Here is an 11,936-nt window from a genome sequence, read left to right as displayed (position 1 = left end):
GCCGTGCGGTTGCCCCGGGCCCGGTCGCCGTGCGGTGGCCGGGCCCGGACGTGCGGAAGCCCGCCGGGCTTCTGGGGCTCGGTGGGCTTCCGGGGTGCTGTGCCGCCGGACGGGCCGGCGGCGTCAGACGTCAGAGGGGACGGGGGAGTGTCACAGCAGGTAGAGCTTGGCAAAGGGCGCAGTGATCCTCTTCTCCTGCGAGCCGAAGTCGACCAGGACCGCGGTTGCCCCGCCCTCGACGGCGACGACACGGCCGAGGCCGTACTCGTCGTGGGACACCCGATCGTCGACGGCGAAGTGTTTCGGTGGCGGGGGCACCTTGGCTCGGAAGGGACTGGTGGGCAGATGGCGCCTGGGCACGGGTGCGTTCGTCATTGCTGCCAGTATGCGCCCCGAAGGGCACCGAACGCGCCGGGACGGCGGCCCGAATTCCTCCGCCGGGCGAGGTCCTTGGACCCCGGCCGCTGCCGCGCGTCGGGGTCCGCGAACTCCACCCGCTCGGTCGGGCCACCGGAGCCGCCCCGGACACGCCCTCGACGTGGGGGTGGACGGCCGGCGGGGTGCGGGCGAGTCGTGCGAGGAAAAAACGCCGTTCGGGTGCGCTACCTGCTACAGTCGACGTCAGTTGCAGTTTTGGTTCCCATGAACTTTGTGTGCGCCTGCCGGTTGTGACCGCTGGCGCATTTTTTGTTTTCCCGATTTCTTCTTCGGGTGGGCCTCATCGCGGCGACACGGGCCCCTGCGAGGTGCAGGACCCGCATTTGCCTTTCAAGGAGATTTTTCATGGCTAATGGCACTGTGAAGTGGTTCAACGCGGAGAAGGGCTTCGGCTTCATCGAGCAGGAGGGTGGCGGCCCGGACGTCTTCGCCCACTACTCGAACATCAACGCCCAGGGCTTCCGCGAGCTGCTTGAGGGCCAGAAGGTCGAGTTCGACGTCACGCAGGGCCAGAAGGGCCCGCAGGCGGAGAACATTCGCCCGCTGTAGTTATAACCGCTGAGCGGCACCCGCCCTTTTCCGGGCGGTGACGGCCGAACAGCACGGGCCTGCACCGAGCCATTCGCTCGGTGCAGGCCCTTCGGCGTTTTCCGGCCCCGCCGCGGGCCACTGCCCCCGGCGAGGCCGCTCCGTTAGTCTGGAGGCATGCCGAAACCGGATCCGCTGCTGACCAGTATCACCGCGATGGTGGAGTCGACGGGCAGCAATCAGATGCCGATCACCGTCGTCGTGCCCGGAGCGGTCATCACCGGACGGCTCGCCGCCGAAGCCGTCTGGCGTGAACGGGTCGCGGAGGTCCTTGAAGCCTCCGACCGCCTCAAGCCGTTCGCGCCGCTCTTCGCCGACGCGGCCGCCCCGGCCCCCGGCGCCGCCCCGGTGACCCACCTCCACCTGCACCTGGCGAGGATCCTCCAGGGTGACTTCGGTCTCCCGCACACCGGCGGGATGTACCGGATCGCGATCGAGGACGTCTCCAGCTGGACCCTCGGGGACCTCGGCTACTCGGACCAGTGACCGGCTCCGGGGCCGCCCCCCCGGCTCAGCCCGCCCGGTGGACCGCCTCGCCGCCGACCACGGTGAGGTCGACCCGGGCGCCCAGGCAGGTCTTCGGGTCCAGGGCGAAGAGGTCCTCCGAGAGCAGGACGAGATCGCCCGGCTTGCCGGGGGTGATCGAACCCAGGCGGTCGTCCAGGAAGTTGGCGTAGGCGCTGCCGAGGGTGTAGCCGCGCAGGGCGGCGGCCAGCGAGACCGTCTCGCCGGGCATCCGGCATCCACGGCTCGCCTCCGGCCAGCCCCCGGCGGGTCACGGCGGTGTAGAGGCCGACCAGCGGGTCCATCTCGGCGACGTTCCAGTCACTGGAGAAGGCCAGCACCGCGCCGGCGTCCTGGAGGCTGCGCATCGGCCAGGCCTTGGACCAGCGCTGCCCGCCGACCGCCTCGGCCCAGTCCTTGCCCGGGCCGGCGATGTCGGGGGAGCAGTGCCGGGGCTGCATGCAGGCGACCACGCCCAGCTCGGCGAAGCACGGCACATAGGCAGGGTCCAGGCACTCCACGTGGACCACCTGGTGGCGGGCGTCGCGGGGGCCGTTGACCCGGCGGGTGTGCTCGACCGCGTCCAGCACGGTGCGGGTGCCGCGGTCGCCGGTGGCGTGCACGAAGGCGGTGCTGCCTGCCCAGCCGTCCGGTGAGCTGACGCCCGGGCAGATCGCGATCACCGGGAAGGTGATGACGAGGACTCCGGCCAGCAGGACGTCGGGGGTACGGCAACCGCCGGTCAGGCGCTGGGGGATTCGGTGGCGGGGGGCTCGGCGAGGGCGCGGAAGGCGATGAGGGCGATGTCGTCGCGGGCGTCGGGGACTTCGGCGAGCAGACGGTCGAGGAGGGCGTGGAGCGGCAGGTCGTGGGCCTGTTCGGCGGCGGTGGCCAGCCGGGCCAGACCGGTGGCCAGGTTTTCGCCGGGCACCTCGATCAGCCCGTCGGTGTAGAGCAGCACGGTGTCGCCGGGGCCGATCGGCGTGCGGTAGGTGTGACGCGGTTCGGCGGGGGCCACGCAGAGCGGGACGTCGGCCTCGTCGGCGTCGAGGAAGCGCGGCGGGCCGTCGGCCGGGAGCAGCAGCGGAGGCGGGTGGCCGGCGTTGGACCAGGCCGCCTGCCAGCTGCCGTCCGGGGTCGGGGCGAGGTGGAGGTGGACGGCGGTGGCGAAGACGGCGACACCGAGTCCGTCGGCGGCGGCGTCCAGCCCGGTGAGGGCGTCGGCCGGGGTGTGCAGGTGGGTGCGGTTGTAGGCGATGGAACGCAGCATGCTGCGCAGCTGGCCCATGGTGGTGGCGGCGGTGAGGTCGTGGCCGGCCACGTCGCCGATGGTCAGGGCGAGCGACCCGTCGGGCAGCGTGAAGGCGTCGTACCAGTCACCGCCGACCTCGGCGGCGCGGTTGCCCGGCTGGTAGCGGGCGGCGAGTTCGGCGCCGGGCACGGTGGGCGGGGCGGTGAGCAGGGCCCGCTGGAGGACGAGGGCCGCGTGCCGGGTGCGCTGGAGCTCCAGGGTCTGGCGCAGCGGCACCTGGGCGCGCTGGAGCACCTCCTGGAGCAGCTCGATGTCTGCGCGGCCGGGCGGCGGGGTGTCGTCGCAGCCGGCCGCGGCGGCGAGGGCGACGGTGGCGCCGTCGATCACGATGGGCAGCAGGGTGAGGCTGGTGGCGCGGGCCCGGGCCAGCCACCGCGCCGACTCCTCGGGGACCAGACCGGGCGGGACGCGGCCGGCCGGGAAGGTCATCAGGGCCGGAGCCCGGTCGGCGACGGCCCGCCGGGCCGAGGGCCCGAGCAGGAAGGTCTGCTGGTGCAGCGGCGGCAGCGGTGGCAGGCCGGGCCGGGCGGTGGAGGCGATCCGGGTGCCGCGGATCTCGTCGGGCTGGGACGAGTGCTCCCGGCCGGAGAGCACGAAGACCGTGCAGGCGTCGGTGAGGTCGGGCACCACCAGATCGGCGACGGCCGCGAAGGCGTCCTCGGTGCGGGAGGCCTCGGTGACCGCGACGGCCCGGGCGAGCAGGCGTTCGCGCAGCCGGTTGCGCCAGCGGTCCTCGACGTCGGAGGTGGCGCCGATCCACTCCACCAGCTGCCCGTTGCGCACGATCGGCACGGCCCGGGACGCGACGTGGCGGTACTCGCCGGAGGAGGTGCGGACCCGGAAGCTGTGCTCGAACATCGTCGGCTCGCCCTCCGCCGCGTCGAGCCAGCGCTGGGCCAGGGCCTCCCGGTCCCGGGGGTGGATGAGCTCGAACCACTCCTCGTCCATGGTCTCCCGCCACGGGTACCCGGTCAGCTCCTCCCAGCCCGGGACCAGCTCGGCCATCGTGCCGTCCGCGCGGGTGAGCCAGACCAGCTGGGAGACGGCCGACATCAGCGCCTCGTAGCGCTGGAGCGCGTACAGGCGGTCCAGCGAGAGCCGCTCGGCGCGCTGGGCGGAGTGCACCTCGGCGGTGGTGTCGATCGCGCTGACCAGGACGCCCGCCCCGAAGCGGGAGGAGACCGGCGAGCAGCTGTAGACGAAGTGCCGGTGGCCCTCCGGGTCGTCCTCGGACGTCTCCACGGTGCGCGGCGTGGTGACCTGGCGGGCCGTCCCGTCGGCCCGGACCTGGTCGAGGGTCTCGAAGAAGCGCTCCACCCCCGGCTCGGTGAACACCTCCCGGATCGGCACCCCCACCGGCCGTGGGCCGAACAGGTCGTGGAAGGCGTCGTTGCGGTACACCAGGCGGTGCTCCGGCCCCGCGGTGAGGGCGATCGCCACGATGGCCCGGTCGAAGACCTCCGGAGTCAGCTGAGGCTCGGGCACCCGTGTCGTCCCCTTCGGCGGTGCACGGCCGGGGCACGCGCAGCGCCGCGGCCGCTCGGTGATCGACGGCATCGACGGCCGGGAGGCGAACAGCGGTGACCGACGACGGCCGTCACCCGCACGCTACCGGCGGAGCGGGCGCCTGCGCGCCGCAGAGCCGCCCCGACGGCCGACGTGTCGCACACGGAAGGCGTGCGGCACGCCCCGGCGCGGCTGATCCGGGTGCCGCGCGAGGGACCGGCGACGCCCGGCCGGGCCCTCCGGCGGCACCGGGCGGATCACCGGCCGGTCGTGGCGCGGGCGGCCTCGGCGGCGCGGACGGCCGCCCCGGCCAGACGGTGGTTCTCCGACGCGCCGCCGCCCTCCCCGAAGGCGAACCGGCGGCGGGTGTAGCTGTACGCGAGGCCGCTGCGGGGGTCGGCGAAGGACTGCGCGCCCACCGCGCCGCTGTGGCCGAAGGCCTCCGGGCCGAGGAACGGGTACCGGGCGCTCTGCGCCTCGAAGCCGAGGCCGAAGTGGTCCCGTTCGCCGGTGACCAGGTCGGTGCCGTGGGTGCGGACCCGGCCGAACTCCGCGATCGTCTCCGGGGTGAGCAGCGGAGGCCGGCCGTCCAGCCCGCTCGCCGCCGCCGCGTACAGGCCGGCCAGGCCCCGGGCGTTCCCGACACCGCCGCTGGAGGCCGAGCCGAGCGCGCGCACCGCACGCGTGTTGGCGTACGCGACCAGGTCGGTGGGCGGGGTGGCGTTCAGGTTGAAGGCGATCCCGGTGAGGCTGTCCGGCGCGGGCGCCCCGGCCGCCGCCACCGCCTCCTGCTCCGCGGTGAGCAGCGCGGGCAGGACCGGCAGGTAGCGCGGCTCCAGCCGGGCCGGAAGGCCGAGGTGGAAGTCGAGCCCGTACGGCGCCCGGATCCGCTCCTCGTACAGCTCCTGGACCGAGCGGCCCGTCCGGCGGCGGACCACCTCGCCGGTCAGCGCGCCGATCACGAACGCGTGGTAGCCGTACGCCGACCCGGGCTGCCAGTATGGCTTCTGCGCCGCCAGCCGGGCGGCCAGCCGCCGGTCGTCCGCCAGCTCCTCGGCGGTGAAGCCGCCGTCGACGCCGATCAGCCCGGCCCGGTGCTCCAGCAGCCGGCGCAGGGTGATCCCGGCCTTGCCCTCGGCGGCGAACTCCGGCCAGTGGCGGGCGACCTCGTCGTCGAGACCGAGCACGCCCTCCTGTACCAGCAGCGCCACCACGAGGTGTGCGGCGCCCTTGGCCGAGGAGTAGAGGGCGAACAGTGACTCGCCTGATACGCCCTCGCCGGTCCAGAGGTCCACCACGCGGCGGCCGTCGAGGTGGACGGCCAGCTGGGCGCCGCCGACGTCCGGCTCGGCGGCCGCGACGGCGGCGAACTCCGCGCGCACCTCCTCGAACCCGGGCGCGACGCTTCCCTGGACGGTGGCACTGCTCGACATGGCTCCCCCTCGGTACCGGCCTGGTCAGGCCTCTGATCACCGGCCTGCCGAGGCGTCAACCTCCGTCCGGCGGCTGGCATTCCGGGGGCTAGGGTCGGTGCGGGAGCCGGGGTCGGTCCGGCGTCACCTCGCGGAGTGCCGGGTGGCGAGCGAGTTGAGGAGCGCGGCGCCGCGCTCGGCGTCGTCGACGCTGACGGCGAAGTCGGTCCCCTTGCGCGAGCGGACGACCAGGCAGTCGCCGCCACGGAGCATCACCGTGGTGCCCAGGCCGCTGAGGCGGTAGCCCCAGCCACCGACCTGGGCCGGGGTCCGCTTCTCGGCGCGGGCCGACTCGATGGTGTCGAGAGGCCAGCGGCGGACCGGCCAGCCGGCCGGGCCGAAGGCGACCTCCAGGCCCTTCGGGGTCACCAGGGCCTGGACGGAGGAGCAGGCGAACATCGCGACGGCGGCGACGGCGAGCGGGAGGGCGACGGCCCACAGCGGGACGGCCAGGCCGGCGGTCGCGGCGATCGCGGTACCGGCGGCGGCCAGGCCGACCAGGGTCGCGGTCAGCTGGAGCCAGGGGTTGACGGTGCGGGAGAGCCAGGCGAAGCGCTCCCCGGCGGGGACGTCGAGCTGCGGGCCGACGGCCGTCCCGTCGGCCCCGGTGGCGGACGGTGGCGGGGTGGCGCGGCGACCGGCGAGCCGGCCGAGCAGGCCGGCCAGGGCCGAAGCCGCCAGGATGGCGACGACCTCGGGGCCGACGGAGCCGGCGTCCGTCCAGGAGGTCCGGTCCAGATTGGCGTGCACGATCGACGCCTGCGCGCCGGTGAGCAGGACACCCCCGGAGAGCAGCGCAGCTCCCGACCAGGACCGCGCCGCCGGGCCGGCCCGCCGGACGGTCAGGGCCAGCGCCAGGACCATGACCACCCAGATCCCGGCGGGGGCGAGCGGTACCGCCCAGAAGGGCATCGAGTCGTCGGGGCGGCCGCCCGCGCCCCAGTGGGTGGCCACTTCGTCCGGCAGCCGGCCGGCCGCCGCCAGGGGCAGTGCGACCAGGGCCGCCGGCACCCCCGCCGTCCAGGCGGCCGCGCTCCACCACACACCACGTTTCCGGTTCCCCCCGCCGTTCACGGCAGCCTCCTGATCAGTTCGACGAGATCGGTCCTGCTGTAGCCCAGCCGCGCGGCCTCGGCGACCAACGCGGCTGCCTGGGCGAGTAGTTCGGCCCGTTGGTCGGCGCCCGCGGCCACCGTCACGCCGCGGCCGCGACGGAACTCCAGGACGCCCTCGTCCCGGAGTGTGCGCAGGCCGCGCAGGACGGTGTTGGCGTTGACGCCCAGCGCCCGGGACAGCTCCCGGGCGGGCGGCAGCCTGTCGCCCGGCGCGCACTCGCCCTCGGCGATGGCGCGCCGGATCGCACCGGCCACCTGCTCGTGCAAGGGGCGGCTGTCGGAGAGATCCAGCTTCAGCAGCATGATGCTATCGACAGTAGCACCATTTGGGAGCGAGTGGCTTCTTCGGGAGCACGGAAGGGGCGGGGGACGGCGTGGCCGGGGCAGACGGGGCGCAGGCGGGGCCGGCCGGTTCCGGAAGGATCCGGGACCGGCCGGCTGGGTGGCTCAGTAGTCGACGCTGGGGGCGGCCGCCGTGGGGCCGAGGTCGGGGTGGTCGCGGAGTTCGACGGCCTCGGCGTGGGTCTCCAGTTCGAGGACGACGAGCTCGTTGCCGCCCGCGTGCCAGAGCGGGCCGGGGGCGTAGAGGGTGCGCTGCGGCCCCTCGTGGGTGTAGCGGCCGAGCAGGAAGCCGTTGAGCCAGAGCAGTCCGCGGCCCCAGCCGGGCAGGGCGACGAAGGCGTCGGCGGGGGCGTCGAGGGCGGTGGGAACTCGGGCTGCTCGGCAGGATAGTTGGGCCGGCCGGGCAGGCGGCGGGTTCGGCGGTCCGGGCGCGCCGGGGCGGTCCGGTGCGCCGGCCCGGAGCCTCAGGTGCCGGCCGGCGGGGAGGGCTCGGCGGGCGGCGGCAGCGGTGAGGAGCGGGCGCGGTTGGCGTTGAAGTGGGCGAGGTAGTAGGTGGCGCCCTCGTACTCCAACTCCATCGGTGGCGGGTCGGTGACCGGCCTGATCCGGCGGACGAAGGGCTCGCCCGGTACGTGGACCTGGGCCGCCAGCCTCGGTGTGCCCCAGAACCGCACGTACGACTCGGCGTCCTCGGCCGTCCAGAGCGGCCCGCCGCCGAGCGCCCGCAGCAGCGCCGGGCTGTGGACGGTGGCTACGCGGAAGTTCTCCAGGAACCTGCGCGGGACGACGATCCCGGTGTAGCGGCGGCCGTTGCCCCGGTGCCGGCCGACGACGTGCACGTCCGGGCCGCCCCACCGCAGCGGTGCGATCCAGACCTTGGCCCCGGCGGCGAAGTGCCGCAGCCCGGTGCGGATCTCCAGCCCGCCCTCGCCGTGGGTGGTCTCCCGTGCCACGTTGGCCACCACACAGAGGCCCGGCGCCTCCTGGTCGTTCCCGTTCGTCATGCCGCCATCATGGCGGGGCCGGACCTGTCCGGGGTAGCGGATGTCCGGGGGAGCGGCGGGCTGTCCGGACGGAGGCCACGCGCCTAGACTGCGGAACTCGCGCGGTATTACCGGCCGGTAGGGGATGGGGAGTCGTATGGCGGAGGAGCGGGTCCACGCGTTCGGGGACGACGCGCTGGGGGAGCACGACGCGGTGGCGCTGGCGGCGTCGGTACGGGCCGGGGAGGTCAGTCCGGCGGAGCTGGCGGCGGCCGCGGCGGCGCGGGCGGAGCGCGTCGACGCGGCGTTGGCGCCGGTCGCGTTCGCCGCATACGGGCAGCCGCGGACGGCGCCGGCCGGTGACGGCGGCGCGCTGTTCGGGGTGCCGAGCTATCTGAAGGACAACGTGGACCTGCGGGGAATGCCGACCGGGCAGGGGAGTTCGGCGTTCCGGGCCAAGCCGGCACGGCGGACCGCGGGCTTCGCCGAGCAGTTCCTCAGTACCGGGCTGGCCGTCATCGGCAAGACCCGGCTGCCGGAGTTCGGCCTCAACGCCTCGACCGAGTTCGCCGAGGCCCGGCCGGTGCGCAACCCGTGGCGGCCCTCGCACTCGCCCGGGGCGTCCTCGGGCGGGGCGGCCGCGCTGGTCGCGGCCGGCGTCGTCCCGATCGCGCACGCCAACGACGGCGGCGGGTCGATCCGGATCCCGGCGGCCTGTTGCGGGCTGGTCGGGCTGAAGCCGACCAGGGGCCGGCTGGTCGCCAACGACCAGGGCCGGCGGCTGCCGATCGACCTGGTCACCGACGGCGTGGTCACCCGTTCCGTCCGGGACACCGCCGCCTTCTTCGCGGAGGCCGAACGCCACCACCGCAACCCGGCGCTGCCGCCGCTCGGCCTGGTGGAGGGGCCCGGCGAGCGGCCGCTGCGGGTCGGGCTTGTGCTCGACTCGCCGGTGGCGGTCACCGACGGGCCGACCCGCAACGCGGTGGAGCGGACGGCGGGGCGGCTGGAGGCGCTGGGGCACAAGGTGACGCCGACCACGCTGCCGTTCGGCGAGGAGTTCTCCCGGGACTTCACCCTCTACTGGGGCTGCATCGCCTTTCTGATCGCCACCACCGGCAAGCTGCTGCTGGACCCGGGCTTCCAGGCCCGCAAGCTGGACGGCCTCACCACGGGTCTGCGGCGCACCTTCCACCGCGAGTTCATGAAGACACCGGGCGTGCTGCGCCGGCTGCGGCAGACCGAAGCGGCGTACGCGGGGCTGTTCCGGGACCACGACGTCATCCTTTCGCCGGTGCTCGCGCACATGGCGCCGCCGATCGGGCACCTGAGCCCGAACGTCGCCTTCGAGGAGCTGCTGGACCGGCTGCACCGCTACGTGGCGTTCACTCCGGTGAACAACGTGACGGGCGGCCCGGCGATCTCGCTGCCGGCCGAGCCGGCGGGCAACGGCCTGCCGGTCGGCGTGCACCTGTCGGCGGCGCACGGCCAGGAGCGGCTGCTGCTGGAGCTGGCGTTCGCGCTGGAGGCGGACCGGCCCTGGCAGCGGATCCAGGACCAGGGCGTCTCGTAGGCCCGTCCCGGAGCCGTCAGCCCGGCCCGGGGGCCGCGATCACCCGCGCGGCCCGGACCTCCTGGTGCAGCGGGGCCAGCACGCCGTCCCGCTGTTCGTCCGGCTCGTCCGGGCCGTCCGCCGTCACCGGGGCCGCCGGCGCCGCCCCGGCGCGCAGGGCGCCGGCCAGGTCGCCCAGCTCCCGGACGATGGCCGCGACCTCGGCCGTGGGCGGCGGCGGGACGCCGTGGTCGACCCGGACCCGGGTGGCGGTGGTGGCCTCCACGATCCGCTCGACGGCGATCACGAGCGGCCACCACGCGGCGGCCAGCGCTCCGGTCGGCGGCGGTTCGGTGAGCGCGCGCTGGAACTCCGAGCGGACGGCGGACAGGTCGCGGTAGAGCCGGCGCCGGTAGCGCAGCCGGGCGGCCTGGTCCCGTCCGGGGGCCGCGGGGAAGGCCAGCGTGACGTAGGACGCCGTGTCCGCGACGGCGTCGGCGAGCCGGTCGCCGATCCGGGTGTGCCAGGACTCCGGCCAGAGCAGGTAGCCGGCGATCAGCGAGATCGCGCAGCCGATCAGCGAGTCGTAGAGCCGGGGCAGCACCAACTGGAAGCCCTGGTGGTTGATCTGGTCGGAGAGGAGCAGGATGACCGGGGTGATGGCAGCGGTCTGGAACGCGTAGCCCTTGGCCGAGGCGGCGGGGATCAGCATCGCGAGGAACGCCGTCATCGGCACGTCCCACCACCCGCGGGGCACCTCGGCGAGGACCGGGATCGCGATCAGCAGCCCGGCCGCGGTGCCGAGCGCGCGCAGCACGGCGCGCGAGAAGACGGAGCCGAAGTCGGGCTTCATGACGAAGGTGACGGTCAGCGCCACCCAGTAGGACCGGGGCACGGGCAGCACCGAGACCACTGCCTGGGCGAGGCCGATGCACAGGGCCAGCCGCAGGCCGTACCGCCAGGACGCCCCGGAGAGCAGCGCGGCCCGCGCGGTGCGCCGGGCCCGCACCCGGAACGCGGCGGGGAGGCCGAGGCGGTCGGCCGGGCCGAACGGGTCGGGCGAGGGCTCGTGGGCGACGGCGGCCGCGTAGCGCAGCGCGTGGTCGATGGCGCGCTCCGACGGACCGGTCGGTGGCGGCAGGTCCAGCAGGCGCGCGCCGGGCCGGCCCCGTTCGACGGCGGCGGCCAGCTCGCGGACCGCCGCCGGGTACGCCTGCGCCAGCGGGCCGAGCGAAGCCGGCCGCAGCTTGGCCGCCGAGCCGGCCTCGACCACCGGCATCACCGCGTTGAGCTGGGCGATCAGCCGGGCGAGCGCGGGGGAGCGGCCGTGCCGGCGGGCGCGGTGGGCGAGCAGCAGGTCGTAGGACCGGTCGAGCGAGTGGGTGACGGCCTGCCGCCGCTCGTCGTGCGCGGGCGTGCCCGCCGCCTGGAGGAAGTCGGCGACGGTCCGGTACGTCCCGGCGACCGCCGTCCGCTCCGGTACGCCGCCGCGCAGCGGCCAGGCGACCAGGGTGAGCACCAGCACCACCGCGCCGCCGAGGGTGAGCAGCAACGGCGGCTTCCACCAGGGGGCGGGCATCGGCAGGCCGGCGCCGATCACGGCGTTGAGCAGGAGCAGCAGCCCCGAGGCGGAAGCGACGGCGCCGATCGAGGAGATCATGCCGGAGACCAGCGCGACCGTCGTGAGCACGGCGACGGCCGTCCAGCCCTGCCCGTACACCAGCGTCCCGAGCGTGACGCCGAGGGCACCGAACAGCTGGGGGACGGCGATGTTGAAGAGCCGCATCCGGTACGCGTCGGCGGTGTCGCCGATGACGGCGGAGAGCGCGCCCATCGACACCAGCGCGCCGTAGCCGGGCTCCCCGGCGGCCAGCCCGACCGCGAGCGGCGCGGAGAGCGCGACGGCGGCCCGGGCCACGGCGGCCCACGGGATCGGCGCGGAGTGCGGCCGCAGGCCGGCGGTGAGCCAGCTGGGGGGTGCGAGCCGGGCGGCTCGTGAGCTCCGTGCCATACGAGAAACGTACGGCTCCGGGGGAGGTCGGGCCCGGTCGGGCAGGTCGGCTCCGGGCGCCGCCGCCGGAAGCGTGGGCAGAACAGTTTCACTTTCCTACCGGATACACCGTT

The 11,936-nt window shown here is 75.0% G+C and carries 11 protein-coding genes and 1 pseudogene; 3 read left to right on the top strand and 9 right to left on the bottom strand.

Features of this window, described 5'->3' with window-relative positions; genetic code table 11:
- Nucleotides 1–150: 150 nt before the first annotated feature.
- Nucleotides 151–375, bottom strand: coding sequence for a hypothetical protein (locus tag OG286_RS06550; protein ID WP_396322423.1), 225 nt, complete (start codon nucleotides 373–375; stop codon nucleotides 151–153).
- A 408-nt stretch (nucleotides 376–783) separates the two neighbouring features.
- Between OG286_RS06550 and OG286_RS06545 the strand changes: the two genes are divergently transcribed.
- Entirely contained in the window at nucleotides 784–987 is a 204-nt protein-coding gene (locus OG286_RS06545) for a cold-shock protein (protein WP_042388274.1), read from the top strand.
- A 156-nt stretch (nucleotides 988–1,143) separates the two neighbouring features.
- A complete protein-coding gene (locus OG286_RS06540) occupies nucleotides 1,144–1,512 on the top strand; it encodes a hypothetical protein (protein WP_396322422.1) in 369 nt (122 codons plus the stop codon).
- 25 nt (nucleotides 1,513–1,537) lie between these two features.
- Here OG286_RS06540 and OG286_RS06535 read toward each other — a convergent pair.
- From OG286_RS06535 to OG286_RS06505, 7 genes and pseudogenes are all read right to left on the bottom strand, one after another.
- A pseudogene (locus tag OG286_RS06535) lies at nucleotides 1,538–2,120 on the bottom strand (amidohydrolase family protein).
- Nucleotides 2,121–2,272: 152 nt separating this feature from the next.
- Complete coding sequence (locus OG286_RS06530) at nucleotides 2,273–4,327, bottom strand: SpoIIE family protein phosphatase (protein WP_396322421.1); 2,055 nt, start codon at nucleotides 4,325–4,327, stop codon at nucleotides 2,273–2,275.
- 278 nt (nucleotides 4,328–4,605) lie between these two features.
- Nucleotides 4,606–5,781, bottom strand: coding sequence for a serine hydrolase domain-containing protein (locus tag OG286_RS06525; RefSeq protein WP_396322420.1), 1,176 nt, complete (start codon nucleotides 5,779–5,781; stop codon nucleotides 4,606–4,608).
- Between the two features lie 123 nt (nucleotides 5,782–5,904).
- On the bottom strand, nucleotides 5,905–6,894 hold the full coding sequence (locus OG286_RS06520; protein WP_396322419.1) for a DUF1648 domain-containing protein: 990 nt from the start codon (nucleotides 6,892–6,894) through the stop codon (nucleotides 5,905–5,907).
- The gene (locus OG286_RS06515) at nucleotides 6,891–7,238 is read right to left on the bottom strand and encodes a GntR family transcriptional regulator (protein WP_396322418.1); all 348 of its coding nucleotides are present in this window, start codon (nucleotides 7,236–7,238) and stop codon (nucleotides 6,891–6,893) included. Before OG286_RS06515 ends, OG286_RS06520 begins: the two co-directional genes overlap by 4 nt.
- A 144-nt stretch (nucleotides 7,239–7,382) precedes the next feature.
- Nucleotides 7,383–7,745, bottom strand: a complete 363-nt coding sequence (locus OG286_RS06510) for a hypothetical protein (protein ID WP_396322595.1) — start codon at nucleotides 7,743–7,745, stop codon at nucleotides 7,383–7,385.
- Nucleotides 7,742–8,281 carry a hypothetical protein gene (locus OG286_RS06505; protein WP_396322417.1) on the bottom strand — a complete coding sequence of 180 codons (540 nt, stop codon included), beginning with the start codon at nucleotides 8,279–8,281 and terminating at the stop codon, nucleotides 7,742–7,744. The genes OG286_RS06510 and OG286_RS06505 overlap by 4 nt, the downstream gene beginning before the upstream one ends.
- 136 nt (nucleotides 8,282–8,417) lie before the next feature.
- Here OG286_RS06505 and OG286_RS06500 point away from each other — a divergent pair, with 136 nt between their 5' ends.
- Nucleotides 8,418–9,833, top strand: coding sequence for an amidase (locus OG286_RS06500; RefSeq protein ID WP_396322416.1), 1,416 nt, complete (start codon nucleotides 8,418–8,420; stop codon nucleotides 9,831–9,833).
- Nucleotides 9,834–9,849: 16 nt separating this feature from the next.
- Here OG286_RS06500 and OG286_RS06495 read toward each other — a convergent pair whose 3' ends face one another.
- Entirely contained in the window at nucleotides 9,850–11,823 is a 1,974-nt protein-coding gene (locus tag OG286_RS06495) for an FUSC family protein (protein ID WP_396322415.1), read from the bottom strand.
- Between the last annotated feature and the right edge of the window lie 113 nt (nucleotides 11,824–11,936).

The sequence above is a fragment of the Kitasatospora sp. NBC_00039 genome, from assembly GCF_045160625.1.
Lineage (GTDB): Bacteria > Actinomycetota > Actinomycetes > Streptomycetales > Streptomycetaceae > Kitasatospora.
Note: the sequence above shows the minus strand (reverse complement) of the source record. Positions and strands in the feature narration are given on the sequence as shown.

What these genes read in the sequence shown, in the direction of transcription:
- OG286_RS06550 (WP_396322423.1), bottom strand. Translation starts at nt 375, where the DNA reads ATGACGAACGCACCCGTGCCCAGGCGCCATCTGCCCACCAGTCCCTTC.
- OG286_RS06515 (WP_396322418.1), bottom strand. Translation starts at nt 7,238, where the DNA reads ATGCTGCTGAAGCTGGATCTCTCCGACAGCCGCCCCTTGCACGAGCAG.
- OG286_RS06525 (WP_396322420.1), bottom strand. Translation starts at nt 5,781, where the DNA reads ATGTCGAGCAGTGCCACCGTCCAGGGAAGCGTCGCGCCCGGGTTCGAG.
- OG286_RS06540 (WP_396322422.1), top strand. Translation starts at nt 1,144, where the DNA reads ATGCCGAAACCGGATCCGCTGCTGACCAGTATCACCGCGATGGTGGAG.
- OG286_RS06505 (WP_396322417.1), bottom strand. Translation starts at nt 8,281, where the DNA reads ATGACGAACGGGAACGACCAGGAGGCGCCGGGCCTCTGTGTGGTGGCC.
- OG286_RS06545 (WP_042388274.1), top strand. Translation starts at nt 784, where the DNA reads ATGGCTAATGGCACTGTGAAGTGGTTCAACGCGGAGAAGGGCTTCGGC.
- OG286_RS06495 (WP_396322415.1), bottom strand. Translation starts at nt 11,823, where the DNA reads ATGGCACGGAGCTCACGAGCCGCCCGGCTCGCACCCCCCAGCTGGCTC.
- OG286_RS06500 (WP_396322416.1), top strand. Translation starts at nt 8,418, where the DNA reads ATGGCGGAGGAGCGGGTCCACGCGTTCGGGGACGACGCGCTGGGGGAG.